The sequence below is a fragment of the Noviherbaspirillum saxi genome (assembly GCF_003591035.1).
Classification (GTDB): domain Bacteria; phylum Pseudomonadota; class Gammaproteobacteria; order Burkholderiales; family Burkholderiaceae_D; genus Noviherbaspirillum; species Noviherbaspirillum saxi.
Window position 1 is genome coordinate 1,229,483 of record NZ_QYUO01000002.1, and the last position, 25,994, is coordinate 1,255,476.

23 protein-coding genes and 1 pseudogene are annotated in these 25,994 nt (G+C 56.7%); 8 read left to right on the forward strand and 16 right to left on the reverse strand.

The window, feature by feature from the left end; all coding sequences use genetic code 11:
• Positions 1–105: 105 nt before the first annotated feature.
• Together D3871_RS21300 and D3871_RS21305 are read right to left on the reverse strand one after the other, a co-directional pair.
• Positions 106–1,284, reverse strand: coding sequence for a M20 aminoacylase family protein (locus D3871_RS21300; protein ID WP_119771043.1), 1,179 nt, complete (start codon positions 1,282–1,284; stop codon positions 106–108).
• Positions 1,285–1,289: 5 nt separating this feature from the next.
• Positions 1,290–2,288, reverse strand: coding sequence for a Bug family tripartite tricarboxylate transporter substrate binding protein (locus D3871_RS21305; RefSeq protein WP_119771044.1), 999 nt, complete (start codon positions 2,286–2,288; stop codon positions 1,290–1,292).
• A gap of 111 nt (positions 2,289–2,399) precedes the next feature.
• On the opposite strand from D3871_RS21305, the gene D3871_RS21310 reads away from it, so the two are divergent.
• Both D3871_RS21310 and D3871_RS21315 read left to right on the forward strand, forming a co-directional pair.
• Positions 2,400–3,311, forward strand: coding sequence for a LysR family transcriptional regulator (locus D3871_RS21310; protein WP_119771045.1), 912 nt, complete (start codon positions 2,400–2,402; stop codon positions 3,309–3,311).
• Between the two features lie 233 nt (positions 3,312–3,544).
• The gene (locus D3871_RS21315; protein WP_147376869.1) at positions 3,545–4,483 is read left to right on the forward strand and encodes a hypothetical protein; all 939 of its coding nucleotides are present in this window, start codon (positions 3,545–3,547) and stop codon (positions 4,481–4,483) included.
• A gap of 242 nt (positions 4,484–4,725) precedes the next feature.
• Here D3871_RS21315 and D3871_RS21320 read toward each other — a convergent pair whose 3' ends face one another.
• Complete coding sequence (locus tag D3871_RS21320; protein ID WP_119771047.1) at positions 4,726–5,277, reverse strand: fasciclin domain-containing protein; 552 nt, start codon at positions 5,275–5,277, stop codon at positions 4,726–4,728.
• A 99-nt stretch (positions 5,278–5,376) separates the two neighbouring features.
• Positions 5,377–7,611: pseudogene (gene glgX / locus D3871_RS21325) on the reverse strand (glycogen debranching protein GlgX).
• 575 nt (positions 7,612–8,186) lie between these two features.
• Here glgX and D3871_RS21330 point away from each other — a divergent pair.
• From D3871_RS21330 to nirD, 4 genes are all read left to right on the forward strand, one after another.
• Complete coding sequence (locus D3871_RS21330) at positions 8,187–8,591, forward strand: GFA family protein (protein ID WP_119771048.1); 405 nt, start codon at positions 8,187–8,189, stop codon at positions 8,589–8,591.
• A gap of 502 nt (positions 8,592–9,093) precedes the next feature.
• Positions 9,094–9,309 (forward strand): hypothetical protein, encoded by a 216-nt coding sequence (locus D3871_RS21335; protein ID WP_119771049.1) that lies wholly within the window; start codon positions 9,094–9,096, stop codon positions 9,307–9,309.
• 32 nt (positions 9,310–9,341) lie between these two features.
• Positions 9,342–11,873: a nitrite reductase large subunit NirB gene (gene nirB, locus D3871_RS21340; protein WP_119771050.1), complete on the forward strand. Its 2,532-nt coding sequence runs from the start codon at positions 9,342–9,344 to the stop codon at positions 11,871–11,873.
• A gap of 12 nt (positions 11,874–11,885) precedes the next feature.
• Positions 11,886–12,233: a nitrite reductase small subunit NirD gene (gene nirD, locus D3871_RS21345; RefSeq protein WP_119771051.1), complete on the forward strand. Its 348-nt coding sequence runs from the start codon at positions 11,886–11,888 to the stop codon at positions 12,231–12,233.
• Positions 12,234–12,512: 279 nt separating this feature from the next.
• On the opposite strand, the gene D3871_RS21350 is transcribed toward nirD, so the two are convergent.
• The 11 genes from D3871_RS21350 to D3871_RS21400 all read right to left on the reverse strand — a co-directional run bounded on the left by D3871_RS21350 (position 12,513) and on the right by D3871_RS21400 (position 24,509).
• Entirely contained in the window at positions 12,513–12,863 is a 351-nt protein-coding gene (locus tag D3871_RS21350) for an EAL domain-containing protein (RefSeq protein WP_119771052.1), read from the reverse strand.
• A gap of 240 nt (positions 12,864–13,103) precedes the next feature.
• The gene (locus D3871_RS21355) at positions 13,104–14,495 is read right to left on the reverse strand and encodes a sensor histidine kinase (protein WP_119771053.1); all 1,392 of its coding nucleotides are present in this window, start codon (positions 14,493–14,495) and stop codon (positions 13,104–13,106) included.
• The gene (locus tag D3871_RS21360) at positions 14,492–15,175 is read right to left on the reverse strand and encodes a response regulator (protein WP_119771054.1); all 684 of its coding nucleotides are present in this window, start codon (positions 15,173–15,175) and stop codon (positions 14,492–14,494) included. Before D3871_RS21360 ends, D3871_RS21355 begins: the two co-directional genes overlap by 4 nt.
• Positions 15,176–15,242: 67 nt before the next feature.
• A complete protein-coding gene (gene glpD / locus D3871_RS21365) occupies positions 15,243–16,859 on the reverse strand; it encodes a glycerol-3-phosphate dehydrogenase (RefSeq protein ID WP_119771055.1) in 1,617 nt (538 codons plus the stop codon).
• Positions 16,860–16,914: 55 nt separating this feature from the next.
• Positions 16,915–17,754 carry a phosphonate ABC transporter, permease protein PhnE gene (gene phnE, locus D3871_RS21370; RefSeq protein WP_119771056.1) on the reverse strand — a complete coding sequence of 280 codons (840 nt, stop codon included), beginning with the start codon at positions 17,752–17,754 and terminating at the stop codon, positions 16,915–16,917.
• Complete coding sequence (gene phnE / locus D3871_RS21375; RefSeq protein ID WP_119771057.1) at positions 17,747–18,553, reverse strand: phosphonate ABC transporter, permease protein PhnE; 807 nt, start codon at positions 18,551–18,553, stop codon at positions 17,747–17,749. Before phnE (D3871_RS21375) ends, phnE (D3871_RS21370) begins: the two co-directional genes overlap by 8 nt.
• The gene (phnC, locus tag D3871_RS21380; RefSeq protein ID WP_119771058.1) at positions 18,550–19,317 is read right to left on the reverse strand and encodes a phosphonate ABC transporter ATP-binding protein; all 768 of its coding nucleotides are present in this window, start codon (positions 19,315–19,317) and stop codon (positions 18,550–18,552) included. The genes phnE (D3871_RS21375) and phnC overlap by 4 nt, the downstream gene beginning before the upstream one ends.
• 100 nt (positions 19,318–19,417) lie before the next feature.
• The gene (phnD, locus tag D3871_RS21385) at positions 19,418–20,410 is read right to left on the reverse strand and encodes a phosphate/phosphite/phosphonate ABC transporter substrate-binding protein (protein WP_119771059.1); all 993 of its coding nucleotides are present in this window, start codon (positions 20,408–20,410) and stop codon (positions 19,418–19,420) included.
• Positions 20,411–21,134: 724 nt separating this feature from the next.
• Positions 21,135–22,211, reverse strand: coding sequence for an aromatic ring-hydroxylating oxygenase subunit alpha (locus tag D3871_RS21390; protein WP_119771060.1), 1,077 nt, complete (start codon positions 22,209–22,211; stop codon positions 21,135–21,137).
• 53 nt (positions 22,212–22,264) lie between these two features.
• Complete coding sequence (locus D3871_RS21395; RefSeq protein WP_119771061.1) at positions 22,265–23,221, reverse strand: PDR/VanB family oxidoreductase; 957 nt, start codon at positions 23,219–23,221, stop codon at positions 22,265–22,267.
• Between the two features lie 115 nt (positions 23,222–23,336).
• A complete protein-coding gene (locus D3871_RS21400; RefSeq protein ID WP_119771062.1) occupies positions 23,337–24,509 on the reverse strand; it encodes an ABC transporter substrate-binding protein in 1,173 nt (390 codons plus the stop codon).
• A 106-nt stretch (positions 24,510–24,615) separates the two neighbouring features.
• Between D3871_RS21400 and D3871_RS21405 the strand changes: the two genes are divergently transcribed.
• Entirely contained in the window at positions 24,616–25,527 is a 912-nt protein-coding gene (locus tag D3871_RS21405; RefSeq protein ID WP_119771063.1) for a LysR family transcriptional regulator, read from the forward strand.
• A gap of 18 nt (positions 25,528–25,545) precedes the next feature.
• Here D3871_RS21405 and D3871_RS21410 read toward each other — a convergent pair whose 3' ends face one another.
• Positions 25,546–25,863: a YbaN family protein gene (locus D3871_RS21410; protein ID WP_233575788.1), complete on the reverse strand. Its 318-nt coding sequence runs from the start codon at positions 25,861–25,863 to the stop codon at positions 25,546–25,548.
• Here D3871_RS21410 and D3871_RS31020 point away from each other — a divergent pair.
• A complete protein-coding gene (locus D3871_RS31020; protein WP_233575795.1) occupies positions 25,768–25,971 on the forward strand; it encodes a hypothetical protein in 204 nt (67 codons plus the stop codon). The genes D3871_RS21410 and D3871_RS31020 overlap by 96 nt on opposite strands.
• Positions 25,972–25,994 lie beyond the last annotated feature (23 nt).

The window sequence follows — 25,994 nt, forward strand, 5'->3', positions numbered from 1 at the left end:
AGTTTGGAAAAGGCCGGGCTTCTAGCGCGGCGTTTGCCGCGATGATATCTTGCGGTTGAAGAGCACGGTGACATCGTGCCCGGCCACCGAATGAGACAATGCGTCCTACTGTAGATAACGTTCGGCCAGTGATACCCAGTAAGCCGCTCCCGCTGCAAGAATCTGGTCATTGAAGTCGTAACCCGGGTTATGCACCATGCATGCGGCGGCCCCTCCCGTTGCTTCGTCACCGTTACCGATAAAAAAATAACTTCCTGGCACTTTTTCCAGCATGAAAGCAAAGTCCTCGCTACCGCTGAGTGCTGCGGTCTGAGGTACCACTCGATCCGCGCCCACCAGTTCCAGCGCCACGTCGCGGGCAAGCTCCGTTTCAGCCTCCGTGTTGACCAGGACTGGATATCCGCCCTCGAACCCGACCTGTGCGCGTACGCCATAACTCGCGGCCTGCAATTCGACCAGCTCTCGGATACGCTGCTTGAGTAACTCATGCACCTTCCGGTCGAGCGCCCGGACGCTCAGCCGTAGCGTGGCGCTCTGCGGGATGACATTATTGGTCTGGCCCGCTTGAAACGAGCCAACGGTAATGACGGCCATTTCCAGCGGAGGTACATTACGCGAGACGATTGTTTGCAGCCCCATCACGATCGACGCCCCTGCTACGACGGGGTCGACAGCCACATGCGGCATCGCTCCATGCCCGCCCGTGCCTTCCAGCCCGATGGTAATGTTCTCGCTCGACGCCATTGCCGGACCAGCTCTGAATAGGAACTGGCCCACCGGAAAGCCCGGCATGTTATGCAGGGCGAAGATGGCATCACACGGAAACCTGTCAAATAGCCCGTCTTCCATCATCCTCTTGGCGCCCCCCAAGCCCTCCTCGGCTGGCTGAAAGATCAGGTTCAGTGTTCCATTGAAGTCGCCGCGGCTTGCCAGATACTTTGCCGCTGCCAGCAGCGTCGCGGTATGACCGTCATGTCCGCATGCATGCATCACGCCGGCGCGGCAGCTGGCATAAGGCAGGCCGGTGGCTTCCTGGACGGGGAGTCCGTCCATGTCGGCGCGCAGACCCAAACGCCGGCTTCCGTTCCCGCGCCTGAGCTGACCCACTACGCCTGTTGCACCCATCCCGGTAGTGACTTCATACCCCCAGTTTCGAAGGCGCTGGGCCACCAGTTCACTGGTGCGCAGCTCTTGAAAACCCAGTTCCGGATGGCGATGAATGTCTCTACGCAGTTCAATGAATTCCGAACTTTGCGCATGCATCTCTTTCAGAATGTCTTTCATTGAGCTCACTGGGGCTGGAGGTTGATGGATTTTGCGATGGCACGGAACTGGGCAGTGCCTTCCGCGTAGGCTTTTCCTACGGCGCTCAGCGGCAGCGACTGAGGCATCAATTGGCTATTGCTTTCCATGCTACTGCGCACGACCGGGTCGTTCAGCGTTTCGGTGATCGCCTTGTGCAGAGCACGCACTACGTGCTCCGGCGTGTCGGTCTTCACAAAATATCCGGTCCAGATATTGAAAGTGAAGTCCTTGAGTACCTTGCTTTCGCTGATAGCCGGATACTCTTTTACGCTTTCAATCCGCTCATGATTGAGCATCGCCAGCACCTTGAGCTTGCCCTGCTTATGCAGGCTGTCGTATTTCTTGCCGTATGGCGCCAGAAACATGTCCACATTGCCACTGATCAGATCCTGCTCGGCGGGAGCCGCCCCTCTGTAGGGAACATGGACCATCGGCGTGTCCGTGACCTTGGACATATGTTCGCCCAGGAGATGATAGAACGAACCGGGCCCAACGCTGGCATACGTCACCGATTTGCCTTCTTTCGCCATCTTGCGCGCATAGGCGATAAATCCATCCACATCATTGACGGGCAGGTCCTTACGAACCAGGAATGCGATGTGTGCCGTCGAGATCATCTGCACCAGGCGGAAATCCTCGCTCTTGAACTTGATGGCCGCGTTTGCCAACGGTGCAAGAATGAGTTCATTCGGCGACCCCTGGAAGATCAAGTGCCCGTCCGACGGGGAGTTGAGCAATCTCTGCGCCGCAATGGATCCGCTACCGCCGCCGACGTTCTCGACGATCACCGGTTGACCAAGATTTTTGGACAGGGAAGTGTTCACCGTGCGCGCGATGAAATCGGACAGGCCGCCGGCGGGATAAGGCACCAATAGCGTTACCGGCTTGACGGGGAACTGCTGCGCAAAGGCAGTGATGCTCAATGCCAATCCGGCAACCAAAATTCCGATGCTGCGGAGGGTGGTGCGCTTCGTTCTGTGCATGTTCTGTCCTATCGGTAGGGTTAAATGACAACGTCTGCATCCTACGGCTTCTGTTTTCAATGTGTCCAATGTATTATTTTTCTGGTTCTAATGAGATTTTGGAATAGCCAGATGAATATCAAACATCTTGAGCACCTGCTCACCCTCGCAGAAACCGGGTCATTCAGTAGAGCGGCGGAGCGGCTGTTCATTACGCAATCTGCATTGAGCCGCAGTATTCAGACGCTGGAAGAAGAACTGGACGGACGGCTGCTGGATCGCATCGGCAAGCGCAATGAACTCACGCCTTTAGGGCAAGATGTGGTGAAACGCGCGCGTCAAATCGTGCATGACGCCTCGGAACTGCGCCGCCTTGCAGAACTGTTTCAACAAGGCGGGGGCGGCGCCATCCGAGTTGGACTCGGGTCGGGGCCAGGCGCCCTGCTAATGACCCCATTGCTGCGCTACATGGCAGTGCATCAGCCTGCGGTCCGTGTCAGCATTACGCGTGGCCCGACCGAACTGCAATTGCTGCAGCTACGCGCGCGTCAACTGGATGCACTGGTGGTCGACGCGCGGCGTGTCGTGCCGGCCCCGGATCTGCAGATTGAGTCCATCGCGGAGTTGCGCGCCTGTTTTGCGTGCCGGGCTGATCATCCTCTTGCCAGGTTCAAATCCGTGACCTTGGCGCAGCTACTCGCCTATCCGATCGCGTCTACGCCCTTGTCAGACGAAGTTGCCCGTTTGATGGTGGACCAGTATGGACCTCAGGCCAATCCCGCACAAATGACCACGCTCCAATGTGAGGACGTCACCAGCCTGATCGAAGTAGTTGAGCAGTCGCAAGCGATTTTCCTGGGAATTGCGGCAGCGGCAAGCGAGGGTTTCAAGGCGGGGCGCTTAATCGAATTGAAGATGAAACCAAGATTGCAGGCGTCGGCGCGATTTGCCTATATTACTTTGGCAGGGTTTACCGAGGCGCCTGCAATGGCCCTGTTTCGCCGTCTCGTAGCAGAACGAATGCATGATGGCGTCAAGAATTAATGTGCCTTCAGCGGCGCATAGATGCTGCTTACGCAATACCAGGGCTCTGCGGATCTGATCCGGAATGTTCCCCAACATATGCTCCGAGCCGAGTGTTGGATGTCCTCCAACGGCCGCCGAAATATGTTCGGGAACATCCAATACTTAACTCAGGCATGCACGCCTTGGTCCATCTGCCACGCAAGCCCATCGGAGAAAAGTCTTGGATTTTCAAGTGCTTAACGGCTTGTCTCTTGCGCCTGCCCGAAATTGGCACGCTTGCTGCAAGTATTTGCAGCAAGCGCAATAACACGCCCATTGAAGTAAAAGCTGGCTGCGATGCCATTCATGGAAAAGCAGAATTTGTTTGCTATATCCAGAGAGGGAAAGGAGCGGTACAAGGATCATGCACGCTGCAATCCTACGGAGCACTTTTAGACTTTTATTGGAGATCTACCATGAGAACGAGACAACCGCTATTTCTGTTGATGGCCTTGCTGCTTAGCCCTTATTGGGCTTTGGCGCAATCTGCATCCGCAGTCTCTGGCAACGCGAGCCTGACATACCACAAAACTGCCAACAATCGCCCTCTGGTGCTCCAATGGACGGTCGAGAGGCGCGGAGACATCCTGATTTTTCCGGCTGGTGGAAATTTCACCTTCAATCTGCACACAGACCATTTACACCCAGGCGCTCATGTCGGCCCTAATCAGATACATGTTCAAGGCAATCTGGATGTTCCCGGAATCTCCGGCGTCCCTGCAGGGCAGGTGTTGGCAGGGATTATCTACACGGTAGAAGGTGACACGCCGGATAGCGGCCTGGCACGTATCTCGGAGAAGATACAGATTATCAACAAATCCTCCCGTGATATCCCGCTTGATGTGATCGGTATGGGATCAAAGCCGGACGACAGTGAGTATGTCGGTCCTCCGGTTACGGATTTAGAGTATCCGAAGTTTCAAACCATGATGGGAGCAAGCGCACTGTTCTCCGAGAAAGGTTCGATCGCAGAGCCACCTTTTGGGCCGCTCACGATCAATCGGTTTATTACCTTTAGAGGATTCAATCCACAATCCTCGCTTCAACGCGTCACGGTGCGTGCCGGAGAAACCATGACAGTCCTCACCGAATTAAGGCTGGCGGCTTTTTCGGCACCAGCAACGCAGGCGCCCGCGGCAGCGCCCCAGTAACGGGTTGCAGTGCTCATCGGAGTTTCGGTCACAATGGCCTCGGACTCCGGCACACCGGAGTAGTCACGCGCCGCATATCGCGTATTGCAGGCGGTTACGAGGCCAAGCACTAGGACATCTCGATGCAAATGGCGGAAGCGTCGTTGCTGTCATCAGTCAGGAGTGCAGGACCGGACATACTGATAATCGCTTCCCCGGACAAATACTGTCCGGGTGCTTGACGCGATCGCAGTACTTAGTCCTTATTTCGGCATCAAGACTGTATCAATAACGTTGATAACGCCGTTTGATTGATAGACGTCGTAGGTACTGATATTGGCAGTATTTCCAGCCTCGTCCATGACCTGAATGTTGTTCATTCCGTTCATTGCGAAGCTCAGCTTGCCGCCGCTGGCAGTAGGCAGTTGCGCTTTTCCATTTTGTTTTTTGATTTCACCCTGGAGCGCGTCGAAGTCATATTTGCCGGGGACCACATGATAGGTCAAGACTTTGGTCAATGTTGCCTTACTTTCTGGCTTTACCAGGGTTTCGACGGTCCCGGCGGGCAGCTTGCCGAATGCGGCATTGGTCGGGGCAAACACCGTAAAGGGGCCTTTGCCCTTGAGGGTATCGACCAGGCCGGCCGCCTTGACGGCTGTGACCAACGTGGTGTGATCGGCGGAATTGACTGCGTTGTCTATGATGTCTTTGGACGGCAGCATGCTTTGGCCGCCAACCATGACGTTCTGTGCGGTTGCAATGTTGGCTGTTGCCAGAGCGGCCGCAATGATGACGGCGGAAGAAAATGTGCGCATGGAATACCTCGATTAAGTAATTTATGTTTGGAACTGCCAAGGTATATACGACATATCAGCCGCAATGGATTCACTGTTTCGTGTCATTTCTCCTGTTCATCAGGCCTCGCGCGTGACCAATGCGTCAATGTGCTTGAGCGAACCAGCCGGGTCGCGCAATTGCCACGCCTGCCTGTCATCGCTGGCTAGCGCAAATAGAAGCAACGACCGGCCTGTAACCGTGTAGACGTGGCCATAATCAAAGGTAAGCCGATCGGTGCGATCCGGGTCGTTGGTATCGACCAGGGCCACCCAGTGTCCGTCGTCCGGCACGGTCGGAAGCGTGAAGTTGACCACATCATGATGAGCGTTAAAGACGAGAAGTAACGTGGCGTCGGAACCAATTTTCTTGATTCCGGTAGGCTGAGCCCGTCCATCGAGAAGCATGCCGAAGCATTTGGCGTTGGTGTCCGCCCAGTGCCCTTTAGTCATTTCGCTCGCATCGGACGCCAGCCACGTCACGTCCTTTACTTCTAGCTCTTCGTTGTAGTTACCGGTCAGGAATCGGCCGCGATGCAGGATGGGAAAGCTCTTTCGGATTTCCAGTAATTTCTTGGTAAATCCAAGCATGCGTCGATCATTCGCCGATATCTTGTCCCACTCCAGCCAGGCGATTTCATTGTCCTGAGCATAGGCATTGTTGTTGCCGCGCTGGGTATTGCCGAATTCATCTCCTGCCAGGATCATCGGTGTGCCGCGCGAAAGCACCAGGGTTGCCATCATGTTGCGCTTCTGCCGTTCGCGCAATGCGTTGATGTCCGGATCGTCGGTTGGTCCTTCCATACCGTGGTTCCAGGAATGATTATTGGAGTGGCCGTCCCGGTTTTCCTCACCATTGGCTTCGTTTTGCTTTTCGTCGTAAGAAACCAGATCATTCAGGGTAAATCCATCATGCGCGCAAATGAAATTGACGCTCGCCCAAGACCGTCGTCCCCGCTTGTTGAACAAATCGCCGGAACCTGACAAATCGCCGGAACCTGAGATACGCGAGGCGAAGTCGGCAAGCTTGCCGGTATCGCCTTTCCAGAACGCGCGGACCGTATCGCGGAATTTGTCGTTCCACTCCGCCCAGCCTGGAGGAAACCGCCCGACCTGATAGCCGCCCGGCCCAATATCCCATGGTTCCGCGATCAGCTTCACGCTCGACAGCACCGGGTCCTGCCGGCAGGCATCCAGGAAACCGCCGCCTTCATCAAACCCGTAAGGCTCGCGCGCAAGAATGGTGGCAAGATCGAAGCGGAATCCGTCCACATGCATTTCCTGCACCCAGTAACGCAGCGAATCCGTGACCATTTGCTAAACGCGCTGATGAGAAAGATTGACCGTATTTCCCGTGCCCGTATCGTTGATGTAAAAGCGCCTGTTGTCCGGCATCAGGCGGTAATAGCTGGCGTTATCGATACCCTTGAGCGATAGCGTGGGGCCAAGCTCATTACCTTCGGCGGTGTGGTTGTAGACCACATCGAGAACGACTTCAATATCCGCCGCGTGGAATTGATTCACCATTTCCTTGAACTCGTTGGCGAATGCCGAATGCAGGTACTCCGAATGCGGCGCGAAGAATGCGATGGAGTTGTATCCCCAATAGTTCTTCAACTGTTTTTCAGCCAGATAGCTATCGTGGATAAAGGCATGAATAGGCAGCAGCTCGGCGGTCGTCACGCCAAGAGCGCGTAAATACCTCGCCACTTCGGCATGGGCCAGACCTGCGAACGTGCCCCGCTCTTCCTTCGGAATGCGATCGTTCAGCGCGGTGAACCCTTTTACGTGCATTTCATAGAAGATGGTGCTTTCCCAGGAGACTTGCGGCCGGTGCGCGGCGCCCCAGGTAAAGGCCGGATCGATCACGCGGCATTTGGGGACGAAAGCCGCACTGTCGCGTTCGTCATACGACAGATCCTTGTCCGGAGAATCAAGCTGGTATGCAAACAGTTCGGGGCCCCAGATAAGCTTGCCCACCAACTGTTTGGCGTAGGGGTCAATCAACAGCTTGTTCGGATTGAAGCGATGTCCGGCTTCCGGCTCGTAGGGGCCATAGACGCGATAGCCGTAGACCGTTCCCGGCCGTGCCGCCGGCAGATAGCCGTGCCAGACTTCATCGGTATATTCGGGCAATTCGATCCGTTCCAGTTCCCTTGTACCGTCGATGTCGAACAGGCAAAGCTCCACCTTGATCGCATGCGCGGAAAACAGTGCGAAGTTCACGCCCAATCCATCCCATGTAGCACCGAGCGGGAAAGGTTGCCCCTCTAAGATCACCGAAGGTTTGAGGAGTCGATGTGCGGTTAAGGACATACTGCGGTTCGGCGCACGCGTCATGATTTTCCTTGAATGCGAAACAGAATTAATTTGGGCACGACACTTTTTAGGGCTCTACAAGGTGACCACTCCATCGAAAATGTTGCAAATCATGAATCGTTCCAGGGTCGCGATATTATGGCGAATCCAATCGATCAAACACCGTGCAGCCACCAATGACGAAAAAGGGCCTGGCACCCATAGAGATGCAGACCCTTTGTGCCTCACGCTAACGCCAGTCATTAAGTGGCACCCATCTATCCTAGCGGACGCGCCGCTCGCATCTTTGCCGAAGATCATGCAAAGCGAATCCTGCCTGCGCAATTGAATTAACTTTTGTCATCTTGAGAATAGGCATCATCCGTAGAAAACTTCTGCCGCTATCTGCACGACCTGCGGAGATATTGATACCAATCCGTTCAATCCCTGCGCCGATCAGATCTTGCAATCATTGTCTGTTTGATTGCAAGACCCTGTTGCTCTGCATACCCTGAAGACCACCCACTCCTGACAATATGCTGTCAGGAGCCTGCGTCTAGAATTGTTCCTGAATCAACTTGATGAGAAACGAAATGAAAAAAACCTATCATGGAAGCTGCCACTGCGGCGCAGTTCGTTACGAAGCGGATATCGACCTGGATGCCGGCACCAGCCGCTGCAACTGCAGCATCTGCTCGAAACTCAGGCGCTGGGGAGCGCTGGTAAAACCGGACGCATTCCGATTATTGTCCGGCGAGTCTGAGCTGAGCACTTACCGTTTCAACTCCAAACAGGCGGAGCATCTGTTCTGCCACCACTGCGGCGTGCATTCCTTCAGCCGCGGCGACATTCCGGAAATCGGCGGCGCCTATGTCTCGATCAATCTTGCATGCCTTGACAATGCCACACCGGCGGAACTTGCCGCTGCGCCGGTGCAATACATGGACGGACGTCATGACAACTGGTGGAATGCGCCGGCAGAAACCGGGCATATGTAAAGTTCCTGATTCTGGAATTTTTACCGTCGCTGCGGCCTTTCGATGACGGCCAAAGGCGACGTCCATTGCCGAGCGCCGAACCGGGCGTAAGGTAGCCTGAAGACATGACGAGACCAATTACCGCCCTGCCCCCGCGCACCCGGCCAGCAGTCCGGTTAATCGCCGAATGACCGCGCCAACGCCATCGACGACCCAACCGCCTGCGACATCGGCATCACATCGTTTTGCCAACACTTCCTCCCTGCACTTTTTCAGTGCGGTTCCCGCGACGCGGCGCTCTGCCGTAATGCATGGCATCCCACTTTGATGCGCATCGCGCCTGAATTCCGTTAAAACTTGTGTAATTCACTTGGCATGCCGATTGCTAAAGTTGGATTGAAGCAATAGCGCTTTACAAGATTAGCAGCCCAACGTCGGGCTCTTCGGGCAATGGTGTCCCGGGTGCTGAAGTGGCAGCCAACTGGCTGCAACCCCAGTGCGCGTATAGGGTTTAGGTTTACATATGTCAACGAAAACGACAGACATCGACTTCTTCCATACGAAGAATCGGACCAGGAACAGCAATGCTGCCGTCCTCACGCTATTGAGCCATCTCATTCTGCCGCTCCGCCGCGGTGCATTGGCGACAAGCGCCTTGATGCAATCCGCCGGCATCGCCCTGCGTGCCTCCGCTGCACATCCGGCTACCAAAACCCTGGACAACATGCAGCTCTGCTGAGCTCACCCAACATTACCGCATAAGGAAAGCCTATGAAAATCCTCGTTATCGGCCACGGCATGGTGGGACATAAATTCCTCGAAAGCCTCGACGACACCGGTATCCGCGATGCGGAAGTCACGGTGCTGTGCGAAGAGCCGCGTGCTGCTTACGACCGCGTGCATCTGTCGGAATTCTTTTCCGGAAAATCGGCGGCCGATCTGTCGCTGGTATCGCCAGGCTTCTTCGATCGGGACAACCTGCTGCTCAACCTGAATACACGAGCTACTGCGATCGATCGCGACAACAAGACCGTCACCGTCAGCAGCGGCGACGTCCTCTCCTACGACAAACTGGTCATTGCCACCGGTTCCTATCCTTTCGTCCCACCGGTGCCCGGCAAGGACCGCAAGGATTGCTTCGTCTACCGTACCATCGAAGACCTGGAAGGTATGCTGGAATGCGGCAGCCGCTCGAAGAGCGGCGTGGTTATCGGCGGCGGTCTGCTCGGTCTCGAGTGCGCGAAGGCGCTGCGCGACATGAACCTGCAAACCCATGTCGTCGAATTCTCGCCGCGCCTGATGGCTGTGCAAGTTGACGATGCGGGCGGGCGCATGCTGCGCAAGAAGATCGAAGATCTCGGCGTCAGCGTCCATACCCAGAAGAACACGGTCGAAATCGTCGATGGCGAACAGGCTCGCCATCGCATGGTGTTCGCCGACGGCACACATCTCGAAACCGACATGATCGTATTCTCCGCCGGAATCCGGCCGCGCGATGAAATCGCGCGCCAGAGCGGACTCGAAGTCGGTCCGCGCGGCGGCGTCGTCATTGATAACAATTGCCTGACGACGGACCCGGACATCTATGCAATCGGCGAGTGCGCGCTCTGGAACGGCCAGATTTTTGGCCTGGTCGCGCCGGGTTATGAAATGGCGCGTATCACCGCGAGGCATCTGGCAGGTGAGGCAGTCGAGTTCGCCGGCGCCGACATGAGCACCAAGCTCAAACTGATGGGTGTCGATGTCGCCAGCATCGGCGACGCGCTCGGCAATGTGGCGGGCAGCCGCGCCTACCAGTTCACCGACGAGCGCAAACAGATCTACAAGAAGATCGTGGTGTCCGAGTGCGGCAAGGAATTGCTAGGTGCCGTGCTGGTCGGCGATGCCGCCGAATACGGCACGCTGCTGCAGATGATGCTCAACAAGATCGAGTTGCCGGCGGACCCGGAATTCCTGATCCTGCCGCAAAGCGATGGCAAGGCGAAACCGGGACTTGGCGTAGACGCCCTGCCGGCATCCGCACAGATCTGTTCCTGCAACAATGTATCCAAAGGCCAGCTATGCGACGCGGTCGCAGGCGGCTGCACCACGATCGGCGACCTCAAGGCTTGCACCAAGGCCGGAACGGCTTGCGGCGGCTGCGTGCCGCTGGTGACGCAGGTGATGAAGGCCGAAATGAAAAAGCAGGGGCTCGCGGTGAACAATCACCTGTGCGAACACTTTGCCTATTCACGCCAGGAGCTTTTTCATCTGATCCGCGTCGGCAAGATCAAGACGTTCGAAGCATTGCTGGCAACCCATGGCAAGGGCCTCGGCTGCGACATCTGCAAACCGGTTGCTGCAAGCATTTTTGCATCCTGCTGGAACGACTTCGTCCTCAACAAGGACCACGCCAGCCTGCAGGATTCCAACGATTACTTCCTCGGTAATATCCAGAAAGACGGCACCTATTCGGTCGTGCCCCGGATGCCGGGCGGCGAAGTGACGCCCGATGGCCTGATCGCAGTCGGCCAGGTCGCCAAGAAATACGGCCTGTACACCAAGATCACCGGCGGCCAGCGGGTCGACCTGTTCGGCGCGCGCGTCGATCAATTGCCAGCAATCTGGGAAGAGCTGATCGATGCCGGGTTCGAGTCGGGACATGCGTATGGCAAATCGCTGCGTACCGTCAAATCCTGCGTGGGCTCGACCTGGTGCCGCTACGGTGTCGACGACAGCGTCGGCCTCGCGATCGAACTCGAGAACCGCTACAAGGGCTTGCGCGCACCGCACAAGATCAAGTTCGGCGTCTCCGGCTGCACACGCGAATGCGCGGAAGCGCAAGGCAAGGATGTCGGCGTGATCGCCACCGAAAAAGGATGGAACCTGTACGTATGCGGCAATGGCGGCATGAAGCCGCGTCATGCTGAGCTGCTGGCGTCGGACTTGTCGAAGCAAGACCTGATCAAATACATCGATCGCTTCCTGATGTTCTATATCCGTACCGCCGACCGTCTGCAGCGCACCAGCGTCTGGCGCGACAACCTGGAAGGCGGCCTTGATTACCTGAAGGAAGTCGTCATCCAGGACAAGCTCGGCCTTGCCGCCGAACTCGAAACCGACATGCAGCATGTAGTCGACACCTACGAGTGCGAATGGAAGAACGCGGTGACCGACGTCGAAACACGCAAGCGTTTCCGCCAGTTCGTCAATAGCGATCAGCCTGACCAGAACGTGGTCTTTGTGGAGGAACGCGGCCAGATTCGCCCCGCTACCCCGCAGGAACGCAAAGTTTATATTCCCATCATTTCCCAAGCAGCATAAGGATTGAACACCATGAGCAACGAAATCGAAACAACAAGCTGGAACGCCGTGTGTTCAGTCGACGACATCGTTCCCAACACCGGAATCTGTGCGTTGGTGAAAGACCGCCATGTCGCCGTATTCCATGTCAATGACGGTGGTGAGCGTCTGTTCGCCATCGACAACTACGATCCGAATGCACAGGCCAGCGTGCTGTCGCGCGGACTGGTCGGCAATCTGGGCGAGCGCATCGTGGTCGCGTCCCCCATCTACAAGCATCATTTCGATCTGCAAAGCGGCGAATGCCTTGAAGCCCCGGAGAAATCGGTCAACGCCTATCCGGTGCGCATCGAAAACCGTACCGTCTGGGTCGGAGTATGACCCCATCCGGAAAGAACATCACGCATTACAGGATCGTGTCCCATGTGAAGACGGCGCCGAAGCGCTCTTTCAACTAATCTGCGCCATATAATCAGGGAACCCCAGCGCCATCAGGGTCTGGGGTTTTTTTACATGAAAAAATGATCAGTCAACTGAACATATCTGTCGACCAGATAAGCGCCCCTATTGGCCGCAACGGTGGCCAGAGTCTGTCAGGCCTTCTCAATCAAGCGGAGGAAACGGCGGGCCGAATTTCCGTCGCTCGGGGCCGCTCCTCATTCAACAGTTTGACGAAATCGCGTCCATCGGTCGCGCCAAGAGGTAACCTTGGGTCTGATCGCAGTTGAGCTCTTTCAGCATGTCGAGCTGCGCCGACGTCGCGACTCCTTCTGCGACGACTTCCATCTCGAGTGCGTGCGCCAGTCGAATGATGGCAGCGACGATGGAACGGCCTTTGGCGGTGTCGGTCAGATTGTTGATGAAAGAACGGTCCACCTTCATCTGCTGCACGCCGAATTGCTGCAGGTAGCTGAGCCTGGAGTATCCAGTACCGAAATCATCGATCGCGAGCTCGAAGCCGGCCTGTTGCAGCTTGTCGATGGTGCGCTTCGCTTCTTCCACATTCTGCATGGCGAACGTCTGTATGAGGGGCTGCGGGCAGCTTGCGGGCCACCTGTATCCGTATTGAAAGTGCGATACAGGAGTTGAATTTCCCGTGCCAGCAAAAATGCTGTGTGAATTTTGAAACTTGCCGTTTTTATCTCCGTCGCCTGAAGCCGATGCGGCGTTTACACCACGTTGGAAAGCACCGGCCAGAAGTTCTGGCGTACAACCGATGTCTGTTATAAAACTACGCGGTCTACTGAAACATCATTCCGGTAGTATGACCTTGGCATCCATCCCTGTAACCACACCGTCTTCAATCCGATTGTCAAGCTTGATTACGCCCTCCATGGCATCGACAATCTCGCGGCAGATAGCGAGTCCCAAACCGCTACCGCCGGACCGGCCGCTGCCCGAAAACGGTTCGAACAGATGGAGACGCTGTTCCTCCTCCAGCCCGGGACCGCTATCCCAGACGCAGATCACGATGCCTTGCGCATCATGCTTAATCCGTATGCCCATCCGCGATCCGGCTGGCGTGTGCCGGATCGCATTGTGAAGCAGATTGCTGATCAGTTCCGAGACCATCCATGGGTGGCTCTGGATCGATACCTTCTCGGCATCCAGCTCGAAATCCAGGTTCTTTTCGCTGATCAGGGATGACAGATCGACGGCCACTTCGCGTGCCAGCATCGCCAGATCGCAGGTTTCCTTGGCACCGCGCCCGCGCAACTGCTCCACCTTGGCGAGCGACAGCAGCTGGTTCGCCAGTCCGATCGCGCGCTCCACCGTCCCCGACATTTCCTTGAGAATCACCTCTGCCGGTGCGTCGCCCCGTAACCCTGACTGCAACTGCGTCTTCAGCACTGCCAGGGGCGTGCGCAACTGGTGTGAAGCGTCAGCGACAAAGCGCTGCTGATGATCGAGCAAGCGCCGCAGACGGGACATCAACTCGTTCAGCGCATCGACCACCGTGCGCAGCTCCTTCGGCCTGCGCGGCAGCGGAAGTTCGGACAGATCCTCGGCGTTACGCTCGCCGAGTTCTGCGCGCAGGGCGTCCAGAGGACGTGTTGCACGCGAGACAACGAAAAGGGTAAGCAGCGTGACGACGGCAAGCAGGATCAGCTGATGCATCAGCGTCTCCCACAGGATCTTCTGCGCCAATGCCTTGCGGTGTTCGACGGTTTCCGCCACCTGCACCAGCGCATGTCCGGCCGGGTCGTTCACCGATACCGGCTGAAAAAGCGCTGCCACGCGTACCGTCTCGCCACGGTACTGGTCTTCGTAGATATGTACCAGGTCGGGATACGATGCTCTGCGCGCCGGCTTGCCGGTGTAGCGAGGCAGATCGTCGTCTCCGGAGAGGAATTTGCCGCTGGCGTCGCTGACGCGATACACCATGCGGCTGGACACGTCGGCTTCGTAGATTTCGAGCGCGGTGTAGGGTACCACCACCTTGAGGGCACCGTTTTCAATGCGCAGCAAATCGCCGATCGAATGCGCGGATGCGATCAACATCCGGTCATAGGCCGTATTGACGGACGACAGCGCGTTACGATACAGCGTCAGCGTGTCGGCAAGGATGAAGATCGCGATCGGTGTAATAATCCAGGCAAGCAGGTAGGTGCGTGCCGAAAGCGTCGTCTTGCCGATTCTCATTCGGGAAGATTCGCTGACAGTTCGCGCAACAGATAGCCCAGGCCGCGCAGGGTCATGACTTCAGTCTTTGTCACGGCGATTTTCTTGCGCAGGCGATGAACGATGACCTCGATCGCTTCGATCTGCACATTCTCCTCTCCAGAAAACACCAGACGGAACAATCGTTCTTTCGTTACTGCGTGACGCGGTTTTGCAATCAGTGCCTTGAGCAAGGTATGTTCGCGCGGCGTGAATTCGAGCGGGGTATCGCCGTGATAGAACGCTTCGGATGTCTTGTCGAAGCGGAGTTCGCCGCATCGCTGCGTATTGTCTTCGGCTCCGTTCCGGCGCCGCAGCAAAGCGCGGATCCGTGCTTCCAGTTCGTCCAGGTCGAAGGGCTTGGCCAGATAGTCATCGGCTCCGGCGTTCAATCCCGCGACCCGGTCGCCCACGGCGCTGCGCGCCGTCAGCGCAATGACCGGCACATCGATGCCCTGGGACCGGACGCGCTGCAGCAAATGCAGACCGTCGATCACGGGGATATTCAGGTCAAGTACAACCAGGTCATGGTTGCCCTCCTTGATCGTCCGCAGCGCCGTCCCGCCATCCACACAGGTGGTGACGGAAAAGCCGCGCCGATCCAGCGCGCGCATCAACGCATTCGACATATCCGGATCGTCTTCGACAAGCAGTAGGTTCATGGCTTCGGCAAATGAGAGTAGTCATTAAGCTTACGTTATACCTCTACTTGCCTGTCTGTTTCAACAATCAGAAAACTGCCTCTCCGGACGTGGCATCCATCGCATGCCGTGCTACGGGGCGGGTGCGGTCGGCGATCCACGCGTCAAGCACCTGTTCGGTGCCTCGTGGCAAATGCAGGCCCAGCTTCGAACGGCGCCACAACATATCGGCCGCCGTGCTTGCCCATTCATGCTGCATCCAGTATTCGACCTCCGCCGCATACAGTCCCTCGGCAATTTCGTCTCCCAGACCAGCAAGCGAATGGCACCCGGCAAGGAGCATTGGGGTCCGCGTACCATAGGACCGGACGTAGCGACGCAGCACAGCCGGCGGCATCCACGGGTACGTTGTCATCATGTAACGAGTGAATGCCTCGAACTCGAGCACCGACCGGTTCGATGGTTGCGGACCATGCACATCGCCGCCGGGCAGACAGGCGTTTTCGGTCCAGTGCCCGTGCGAATTGCCGAGCACCTCCGCAAGTTTTCCGGCAGCTTCTTCCGCCAACTTGCGGTAGGTGGTTATCTTTCCGCCAAAGACTGACAAAAGCGGCGCGCCAGCGGTATCCAGCTCGAGCTGATAATCACGCGTGACGGCCGCCGCATTCGCGGCGGCATCTTCAAGGAGAGGACGCACACCGGAGTATGACCACACGACATCCACGGGCGAGATCGATTTTTCGAAATAGCGCGCGCACAACGTGCAGAGGTATTCAATTTCTTCGCGGCTGATCTGCACGGAACCCGGGCTCCCGTCGTGTTCCACGTCGGTAGTGCCGATCAGTGTGTAGTTTTCCTCATAGGGAATCGCAAAAACAATGCGGCCATCCGGATGCTGGAAGATGTACGCATACAGGTGTTCAAACAGCTTCGGCACAACGATATGGCTGCCCTTGATCAGACGAACCGATTTTTTCGACGGCTGTTGCACCACTTCCTTGAGAAATCGGGTTGCCCATGGTCCGGCGGCGTTGACGAGGCTGCGCGCCTTGACCATGGTCTCCCGACCGTCCGAGCCACGAAGTGTGGCAACCCAGCAGTGGGAATGACGCGTCGCCCATTCGCACACCGTGCGCGTCAAAATCCGCGCGCCTTTGTCTGCGGCGCCGACCGCATTGAGTACAACCAGCCGCGCGTCATCCACCCAGCCGTCGGAATAGACGAAGGCCTTTGCGAATTCCTTCTTGAGGGGGACGCCGGCAGCGTGCTCGCGCAGCTTGATGCCGAACGATCCGGGAAGCAGTTCGCGGCGCGCCAGATGGTCGTACAGGAATAGGCCGGCGCGCAAAAGCCAGGCTGGACGCTGCCCTTTGTCGTGCGGCATGACGAACTGAAGGGGACGCATGATATGCGGCGCAGAGCGGAGCAAGACCTCGCGCTCGATCAAGGCCTTGCGCACAAGATTGAACTCATAATGCTCCAGGTATCGCAGTCCGCCGTGAATGAGCTTGCTGGAGGACGACGATGTATGCGCCGCAAGGTCATCCTGCTCGCACAGCACGACCGACATGCCCCGCCCGGCGAGGTCACGCGCAATGCCTGCACCGTTGATGCCACCGCCGACCACCAGGACGTCGCATTCGACGGGAGAATTGCCGCGCGAGTCGATCACCTCACGGCCGACGATGTCTACGATAGCATTCATTGTTTTTCCTGTTTTGCTCAATGCAGGGTGGTGGTTGAGATACGCCGAAAACCGGTTACAGAACACGTTTGCGAATTTGGGTCACCACGATCTCGGTGATGACGACGATCGCGAAGATCGATACCAGTACGGTCGCCACGCGCGGCCACTGGAACAGGTTCAGCGCCGTGTCGAGCGCCATGCCGACGCCGCCGGCGCCGACCAGGCCAAGCACAGCCGATTCGCGCACATTGATATCCCAGCGCAAGAGCAGGATCGACAGGAACGCCGGCTTGAGCTGCGGCCAGTAGCCGTACCAGATCTCGGAAAACTTGCTCGCGCCCGCCGCCTGCAAAGCCTCGATCGGGCCGCGCGGCATTTGCTCGATGGTCTCGCCCACCATCTTGCCCACGAAGCCGATCGAGCGGAACGCGATTGCCAGCGTTCCCGCGATTGCCCCTGGACCGAACACGGCGAGGAAGAGCAATGCCCAGACCAGGGAGTTGATGGAGCGGCTGGCGACCAACACCACACGGGCAAACAGGTTCAGCCCCTTGTTACGCGTTAAATTGCTTGCCACTAGCAGCCCGAACGGAATGGCCAGGAAAATCGACAGGAGCGTGCCCAGTGTCGCGATATGCAGGGTTTCCACCAACGCAGCGTGCACGTCACTCTGGTAATGCTCCCAGTCGACCGGCCACATGCGGCCCAGCATGTCCTGCATCTGCTCCGGTGCGTCGTACAGGAACTCCGGAATGATTTCGATATGGCGCACCGACTGCACGACGGCCAGCACGATGGTGAACCACACAATGAAGCGCAGGAGCTTTTGTATCGGCGTATGGCGTTGCCAAACACGGTTCGCCAGAGGCACCGCTGCGCTCGGAACATGAGAAACGATTTGAGCGTTAGACATGGAACACCTTCTTGACAAAATTGACCAGCAATTCGCTTGCGATGATGATCGAAATGATCGTGAACAGGATCGTGAACACGAAACCGTAGTCGAAGCGCTGGAACGCGGAGAACAGCACGCCGCCGACGCCGCCCGCGCCGACGATGCCGACCATGGTGGAGTTGCGCAGGTTCGAATCGAGCTGATAGGTACTGAAGCCGACAAAGCGTGACATGACCTGCGGCAGCACGCCGAAGATGACCACGTTCATGAACGAGGCACCGGTGGCGCGGATGGCTTCGACCTGCTTGGGCGAGATCTCCTCGATCGCCTCGGAGAACAGCTTGCCGATGAAACCAATGGACGCGACAACCAGCGCAAGAATGCCGGCGAGTGCGCCAAATCCCACGGCCTTGACGAACAGGATCGCCACAATCACCGGATGCAACGCGCGGCACGCCGATACGAAACCACGGGCCGTCCACGAGACCCATCCCGGCATCAGGTTGCGCGCGCCGAGCAGGCCGATCGGCAGGCTGAGCAGGATCCCGGCCAGCGAGGCCAGCACGGCGATCTGCAGGGTTTCCATGATGCCGCCCCACAGGATGTCGCCCTTGCTCAAGTCCGGCGGGAACATGCGTGATAAAAAGCGCGCGCCGTGTTCGAGGCCGGCAACAAAGCGCGGCCAGGAAAAACCCAGCTGGGTCGATGCGTACAGCGCATAGGCGATGATCGCCAGCGCCACGAGACGCGAGGTCAGGCTGGCGCTGAAGGCGCTCGATTGACGAGGCACGATGGCCGTTCCGGTAGCGATGTTCATAGCCAGTCCTCGCCGCCGTAGATCTGCTTGAGGAAGTCGTCGCTCAAGCCCTGCGGCGCGCCGTCGTACACCACATGGCCGCCGGACATACCGATGATGCGGTCCGCGTAGCGCTTGGCTAGTTCGACGTCATGGATGTTGACGATGACCGGGATCTTGTGCGCCCTGCCCTGTTCGCGCAGCAGCGAGATGATTTCAAATGAAGTTTTCGGATCCAGTGATGAGGTAGGCTCGTCCGCCAACAGCACTTCGGGCTGCTGCATCAGTGCGCGGGCAATACCGACGCGCTGGCGCTGACCGCCGGAAAGCGCATCCGCGCGCTGATTGGCGAAGGAACCCAGACCTACCGTGTCCAGAAGCTGGAATGCGTAGTCGATGTCCTTCTGGGCGAACTTGCGTCGCCAGGCGGCAAAGGCATTCATATAGCCGAGTCGCCCGCACAACACGTTTTCCATCACGGTCAGGCGTTCGACCAGGTTGTATTCCTGAAAGACCATGCCGATCCGGCGGCGGGTGGCACGCAGAGCGCCGCCGCGCAGCGACGCCAGGTCGACGCGCTTGCCGCCCGCGTTGAGCCAGATCGCCCCCTGGCTGGGATCGACGAGGCGGTTGATGCAACGGATCAAAGTCGACTTGCCGGTACCGGACGGGCCGATGATGGCAGTCAGTCCGGTACCGTCGATACTGAGATTGATTCCTTTGAGAATAGGATGGCCGGGTTTGTACTCCTTCATCAGGCCGTCAATTTCAAGAGCGTAGGACATTGGAGGAATCGCTTTCGAACAAATTTTGAGAAAAAAGGTCCCCCGGACCGCAAGAGCGGTCTGTACTACGCAACAGGGGATCAAAGAGACAAGCGGTGGCTTACTTGGCCTTCGACGACTGTTTGTCGTAGGCCGTGCGGTTGAAGGATTCACCCGCGGATTGCGCGACATGGCGCACCAGAGAGAAATCCTTCTTGTATTCGATGGGGAAGAAGCGGTCGGAGCCGGCAAATGCCTTCTTCAAGTCATCCGTGAACCGGTAGTCATAGAAGCACTTGAGCATCTTGTCGCGGAATGCCGGCTCCAGATCATGGGCATAGGCGAAGGACTGGGTCGGGAAGCGTTCGCTGCGATAGATAACGCGGAAATCGTCCGCCTTGACCGCGCCGCGCTCGACGAGACGATCGAACACGTCGGAGGCGACGGCAGCCGCTTCATAGTCACCGGAATTGACACCCAGGATGGACTGATCATGCTTGCCGGAGAAAACGATTTTGTAATCCTTGTCCGGCACGACACCTGTCTTCGGGAACAAGGCCACCGGCGCCATATGGCCGGAATTGGACGACGGCGAGGTATGCGCAACCTTGCGCCCCTTGAGATCCGTCATTTTTTGAATCGGGCTGTCCTTCTTGACAATGACGATCAGCGAGTAACCCTGATACTCTTTTTCATTGCCGATAACAGCAAACGGGACGGCGCCGGCGATGTTGACGGCAAATGCCGTCGGACCGGTGGAAAAGCCTCCGACATGCAGGCGGCCGGAGCGCATCGCTTCGATTTCGGCCGCATTCGATTGCACCTGGAAGAAGACAACGCGTTTGCCGGTGCACTGGGAGAGGTGGCTGGTGAACGGATTGAACATCTTCTCGTAGACGGCGGGATCTTCCACCGGCGTGAACGTGAAGACGATTGTGTTCGGCACCTTCTGCTTCTTCGTATCCGCCGGGACATCGGCAACAAGATCCTTGTTGGCATCGCAGTACTGCGCGTCGAGGTCGCCGCGATGAGGACAATTGTCCTGGGCGAATGCAAAAGCCGGTGCGGCCAGTGCAATCAGGGAAAGGGTCTTGGTAAGGCTTTTTGCGATCATGGATGGTCTCCTCCAATGGATATCGAGCTTCATTGCTCCGAGCAGTCTTGCGCTCTGGTTAAAGTCTAGTGCATGCATTTTTTAATTGCGAATCGGGAAAGATCAAAAACGGCGGTTTTCTGTCAACCTGCTTTCTAATACCTTTCATCTTGCTTTCAATTTGCGAGACAGGCTGGTTAAGCAAATGGCAACTCTGCCGAATGCTCCCCCGTTAAGTGGCGTATCGCCGAGATTAGCTCGCCTTTCCCATGCGGCGTGCGCGGGACCGAAGAACTCGGAGATTGCATGGTCGGAAGTGCCGCTGACGTTGGCCAATATTTACCTGGCGCGCGGTCGATTAATGGTACAGGTATGCCCACAATGAGCAAAAGGTGGATGGAAGCGCCCGGTGAACGGCCCGCAAGGGCATGATATAACCGACAGAACGCCCCCGATTCCCGATTCGAGTCGATCATGGTGACGGGAGATTCGAAAATCGACGGCTGGTTCAGCGTAACCGTAATTCTAATCGTTGCTCACTGGGCTTTTAAGAAGTCTTGCGACGATCTTCAATATTTCAGGATGATGGGCCATGCCAGACTGACTTACTCTTTCAACGTCAGTACTGCACTCATATGCTATGACCTTGGTTCCGAAACGTTCATTTGCGCACGCCTGGATCGTGCCAGACCGACTTGTTTGACGGCCGCACCTGACTGTCGTCCTCGCGCACTTCACGGCAGTATCACCGGCTGCTTTCAAGCAGCTTCGCAATAATCCTTCTCGCCCGGACCGCGCCGACATCGACGTGAATATCGGTCCAGGCGGCCTGTTCGCCGAACTGCCTCATATTCTTGTACTGCGCCTCGATCACGACCCGGTCTTCGTCGAAAGTGTATTTCGTCTGCTCGATCACTGTGTCTATGGTTTCCGGCATGTCGGGATGCTTGTTGCTTGCCATGCTCCAGAAGTAATGCGCGGTGGTTTCCGTTTCCGGCGTGATGCCATGAAAGCCGCGCATATGAAACCCGCCACGATCGGGATCGTCGATCACATCCTTGCCGGGTTCGACCGCGCCGGTCCAGATCCTGAGATGACTGACATCGAACTCGATTTCCTGCCAGCGATCGCATTTGTCGCCGAAAGGATAGGCCGCCTTGTATGTGGGCGGCGGTGGGGTGCCGGGCATGAGGCGGATTACCCTGACCATGTTTCCTTCGCTTGTGACCTTCATTTCAGCATTCATGTGCTGTCTTGCATTGCCGCCTATCGTTTTCAGATGGACATAGCCAAGATGGCTCAGATCGAGCAGATTATCGTGAATCAACTGATATGGCGCGTCGTAGTGATAGACGCCCCAACCGAATTTGTATTTTGGATCGTCATGATGAGGATAGTCCGGCGCATCATGTGTGGGCGCACTACCCTCTTCCGAACCGAACCAGATCCAGACAATGTGATTTTTTTCCGTGACAACGTAGGACGTCACTTTTGCTTTGGCCGGGATGCGTTCCTGGCCGGGGATCTCAATACAGCTTCCGTTTGGTGCATACAGTAAACCGTGGTAACCGCATCGTACTCCGCCAGATTCCACAGTCCCGCAAGAAAGCGGCAGCGATCGATGGCAGCATCTGTCCTCTAGCGCAGCCACCTGCCCGCCACCAGTACGAAGGAGCACCACGGGCTGATTCAACAGTTTTCTGGCGATAGGCTTGTCCGTCAATTCGCCGGAAAATGCGGCGACATACCATTGGTTGAGAGGAAAGGACGATTGGTTGGCAACGGACGCCGACATTTTCATGGCGTCGGAAATAGTATTCATGTTGGTCTCCTTGGTTCTATCTACGGATTGATGTGAATGGCACTAAAGGTCTGTTAAAGGTCCAGTACCAGGGTGCGCGTTTTCGCTCTTGAGCAGCACGGAGTAAATTGATCGTTGCCGGCCCGCTCTTCTTCGGTAAGAAAGAGATCGCGATGATCGGGAACACCATCGATCACGCGGGTGATGCAGGTTCCGCAAATGCCTTGCTCGCATGACGACGGGATATCGATTCCGTGTTTTGCAAGGGCCGAGATCACGGTTTCGTCAGGAGGAATCAGGTACACCGCCCCGCTGCTCGCCAGCCTGACCTCGAAGATTTCATCGGATTGTTTAACCACAGGCGCTGCCACGCCAAAATATTCGACATGGAGTTGTCTGTCGCTCCATCCGAAGGATTTGGCAGTGGCAGTAACATGGGTAATAAACCCGGCAGGACCGCAGATATAGAGATGCGTATCTTTATCAGGTCTTCCCAGTACAGCCTGATAGTCGAGCTTTTGATCAGGGGAACCGGAATCGAAATGAAAATGAACCTTGTCGGCAAAGGCGCAAGCTACGATCCTGTCAATAAAGGCAGTGCGCTCAGGCGAACGCGTGCAGTAATGCAATTCAAAGTGGGCATTACCATGCTGAAGTTGTTCTGCCATGCAAAGAATCGGCGTAATGCCGATACCGCCAGCAAAGAGCAGGGTACGGTTTGCCTGGGCCAATGCAAAATGATTGCGTGGTTCGCTTATCGTCAGGGTGTCGCCTTGGTTGATACGTTCATGCATTGTCCTGGAGCCTCCGCGCGATTCCGGCTCATGCAGTACAGCGATCAGATAGCGGTGCCGCTCGGCCGGATCGTTGCAGAGCGAATATTGGCGGATGTGTCCATTTCCAGTATGGACATCGATATGTGCACCGGCACTGAACGAAGGCAGTTCGCCCGCAACCGGCATAAGTTCGAAGCTGGCGATACCCTCGGCTTCCGTGATTTTCTTTACGACTTTGACTTGTAGCTGATTCATGGAATTGCCTGTCGATACAATACGCCCGCAGGCGCAGATAAGCCTGGGCCGTCGACGCATCCATATGGAGTTGCGTCGCGGTTTCATGCAAAAAAGAGAGTGGGCCTGCCGGAGCTTACTTGCCGGGATCTTTCACCATGCTGAAGTGATCGAACTCGCGGTTGACGAGTTTTCCATCCACGCGTTCGACCCTGCGGACATAGACGTTTTGCACGATGTCCCTGGTGTCCTTGTCGATCAGCGCGGGACCGCGCGGGCTCTCGAACTGGAAGCCTTTTGCGGCCGCGATCATGTCTTCTGAACTCGGCTTGCCGTTCTGGCCCTTGATGCCCTGGTAAATGACACGCATAGCATCATATGCCGCGACGGCAATGAAATTGGGGGCAAGCTTGCCGTTACCCACATTGGCAAAATTGGCGACGAACTGCCTGTTCTGCGCGCTGGGATGGGCCGTTGAATAGTAGCCGGTCGAGATTGCACCTATCGCGGCATCGCCGACGGCGGCCAAGGTGTCGTCATCGGCCCATCCTTCGGTAGCGAGAACCTTGATGCCGGCCTTGCCGAGATCACCGTCCTTGAAGCCTTTCATGAAAGACACGATAGGCTCGCCCGCGGGAAGAAAGGTAAATACGGCATCAGGCGCGGCATCCTTTATCCGTCGCAAGAAGGGCGAAAAGTCGCGCGTGGCAAGAGGTACGCGAACTTCACCGACTATCTGCCCCCCGTTCTCGGTAAAACCTTTCTTGAACCAGGTTTCCGCATCCAGTCCCGGGCCGTAATCCGACACCATGACGAACGCACGCTTGATACCGTTCTTAGCCGCCCACTTTCCCATCGGTTCCGCTGTCTGCGGAATGGTGTAGGAAGTGCGAACGATGTACGGCGATTTGGTGGACACCGAGGAGGTCGCCGCGAGCATCACGTACATCGGCTTTTTGGATTGCGTGGCGACCGGCGCTGCGGCCATCGCGTCCGGTGTGAAGGCGAAGCCTGCCAGGACATCGACCTTGTCATTGACGACCAGCTCCTGTGCAAGCCGCTTGGCGGCTTCGGGGTTAGGGCCCGCATTGTCCTTGTAGATCACCGTCACCTTGCGGCCTGCGACCTTGTCTCCGTGTTCGTGGATGAAGACGCTGATGCCGTTTTCAATCTGCTTTCCATAGCTGGCGAATACGCCGCTCATCGGGGCGACCACGCCGATTTTGATGACCTTCTGCGCTGTAACACGGCCGGCGGATGTGGCGAGGATGAGGGCGCTTGCAGCATGGATCCAATATGTTTTACGCATTGTTCGTCTCCGATGTAGTGATGTTGTTGTGCTTGTATGGTAAAGAAACGAATATATAATTCAACGTAATTCCGTTTATAAGCTTTATTTGAATTTTGGATAATGCATGCCCAAGTTCGACCTGAACCTGCTGCCCATTGCGGTTGCCATCGCCAAAGAAAAGAGCGTGAGCCGCGCCGCCGAGGCGCTTGGGATGAGCCAGCCAGCGGTCAGCGCGGCATTAAACCGCTTGCGTCAAGTCTTTAATGATGAGTTATTCATCCGTACCGCGCATGGCATGGAGCCGACACCGCGCGCGCTCACCCTGATCGAACCGGCGCGCGAGATCCTGACGCGGGTCGAAGAAGAAGTCTTGCAAAAGGAAAGTTTCGAACCGTCGAAAGCAAGCGATACCTTTACCCTGGCGCTATCGGATATCGGCGAAATGGTGTTCTTGCCCAAGCTTCTGGAGCGCATTCAGCGCGACGCGCCTTTAGCGTCGGTATCGTCGGTCACTTTGCCTGCGCATGAAGTCGCGCATGCGCTGGAAAGCGGAAGGGTCGACCTCGCGGTCGGTTACTTTCCGGATATTCAATCGAACAATTTTTTTCAGCAGCGCCTGTTCTCGCATTCGTTCACCTGCCTGCTGCGCGCCGATCACAAGATACGCGGCAACCGGCTCACCATGCCGCAGTTTCTGGAACTCGGCCATGCGGTCATCAAGGCCGAAGGCAGGAGCCAGGAAGTATTCGAACGCTTTCTTGAAGCCAAAAACCTGCGGCGGCGGATAGTCCTGTCGACACCGCATTTCATGACCATTCCCTTCATCGTCGCAACGACCGACCTGGTGGTCACCGTGCCTCTGGCAGTGGGAACCTCATTTGCCAGCTTTGCCAATATCAAGCTGATGAAGCCGCCGATTGCGATTCCGTCGTTCGATTTGCGTCAGCACTGGCATCGCAAATATCATCAGGATCCGCGCAATATCTGGCTCAGGAATCTGGTGGCGGAGTTGTTCAGCAACGATCCGCGCTGGTGATATGGATCCGCGAAACGATCAGCGTATCGATGAGGGAAAGCGCAAAAGGTAGAAGCTCACGCCGACGGCAATCGCAAACAGCATGATGACCAGCGGTAGTCTTTGCACCATGTACATCGAGAACAGCATAGACGGCCATATCATCAGGAGAGCGATGATTTTGGCGCGCACCGGGATCGTCCGGTGCTCTTCAAATTCCGTCAGGATCTTGCCGAACAGGGGCGTCTGGCGAAGCCATGCATGCATGGTTTTCGATCCTCGCAGAAAACAGGCCGACGCAAGAAGCAGAAAAGGCGTCGTCGGAAGCAGTGGCAAAAAAATGCCGATGATGGCCAACAGAAGCGCCAGGGCGCCAACTATATTAAAAAAGAGTTTCACGGTGCGATTCCTGTCTATGTCTTCTTTTCTGAACTGCCTGTGCAATTTTCATATGCTTTTGAGTAAAGCAGCAGTTATTTCCGTGGTCA

Bases quoted from the DNA above. Each gene is read 5' to 3' on its own strand.
- D3871_RS21300 (WP_119771043.1), bottom strand. From the start codon at position 1,284: ATGAAAGACATTCTGAAAGAGATGCATGCGCAAAGTTCGGAATTCATT.
- D3871_RS21305 (WP_119771044.1), bottom strand. From the start codon at position 2,288: ATGCACAGAACGAAGCGCACCACCCTCCGCAGCATCGGAATTTTGGTT.
- D3871_RS21310 (WP_119771045.1), top strand. From the start codon at position 2,400: ATGAATATCAAACATCTTGAGCACCTGCTCACCCTCGCAGAAACCGGG.
- D3871_RS21320 (WP_119771047.1), bottom strand. From the start codon at position 5,277: ATGCGCACATTTTCTTCCGCCGTCATCATTGCGGCCGCTCTGGCAACA.
- D3871_RS21330 (WP_119771048.1), top strand. From the start codon at position 8,187: ATGAAAAAAACCTATCATGGAAGCTGCCACTGCGGCGCAGTTCGTTAC.
- D3871_RS21335 (WP_119771049.1), top strand. From the start codon at position 9,094: ATGTCAACGAAAACGACAGACATCGACTTCTTCCATACGAAGAATCGG.
- nirB (WP_119771050.1), top strand. From the start codon at position 9,342: ATGAAAATCCTCGTTATCGGCCACGGCATGGTGGGACATAAATTCCTC.
- nirD (WP_119771051.1), top strand. From the start codon at position 11,886: ATGAGCAACGAAATCGAAACAACAAGCTGGAACGCCGTGTGTTCAGTC.
- D3871_RS21350 (WP_119771052.1), bottom strand. From the start codon at position 12,863: ATGCAGAATGTGGAAGAAGCGAAGCGCACCATCGACAAGCTGCAACAG.
- D3871_RS21355 (WP_119771053.1), bottom strand. From the start codon at position 14,495: ATGAGAATCGGCAAGACGACGCTTTCGGCACGCACCTACCTGCTTGCC.
- D3871_RS21360 (WP_119771054.1), bottom strand. From the start codon at position 15,175: ATGAACCTACTGCTTGTCGAAGACGATCCGGATATGTCGAATGCGTTG.
- glpD (WP_119771055.1), bottom strand. From the start codon at position 16,859: ATGAATGCTATCGTAGACATCGTCGGCCGTGAGGTGATCGACTCGCGC.
- phnE (WP_119771056.1), bottom strand. From the start codon at position 17,754: ATGTCTAACGCTCAAATCGTTTCTCATGTTCCGAGCGCAGCGGTGCCT.
- phnE (WP_119771057.1), bottom strand. From the start codon at position 18,553: ATGAACATCGCTACCGGAACGGCCATCGTGCCTCGTCAATCGAGCGCC.
- phnC (WP_119771058.1), bottom strand. From the start codon at position 19,317: ATGTCCTACGCTCTTGAAATTGACGGCCTGATGAAGGAGTACAAACCC.
- phnD (WP_119771059.1), bottom strand. From the start codon at position 20,410: ATGATCGCAAAAAGCCTTACCAAGACCCTTTCCCTGATTGCACTGGCC.
- D3871_RS21390 (WP_119771060.1), bottom strand. From the start codon at position 22,211: ATGAATACTATTTCCGACGCCATGAAAATGTCGGCGTCCGTTGCCAAC.
- D3871_RS21395 (WP_119771061.1), bottom strand. From the start codon at position 23,221: ATGAATCAGCTACAAGTCAAAGTCGTAAAGAAAATCACGGAAGCCGAG.
- D3871_RS21400 (WP_119771062.1), bottom strand. From the start codon at position 24,509: ATGCGTAAAACATATTGGATCCATGCTGCAAGCGCCCTCATCCTCGCC.
- D3871_RS21405 (WP_119771063.1), top strand. From the start codon at position 24,616: ATGCCCAAGTTCGACCTGAACCTGCTGCCCATTGCGGTTGCCATCGCC.
- D3871_RS31020 (WP_233575795.1), top strand. From the start codon at position 25,768: ATGCATGGTTTTCGATCCTCGCAGAAAACAGGCCGACGCAAGAAGCAG.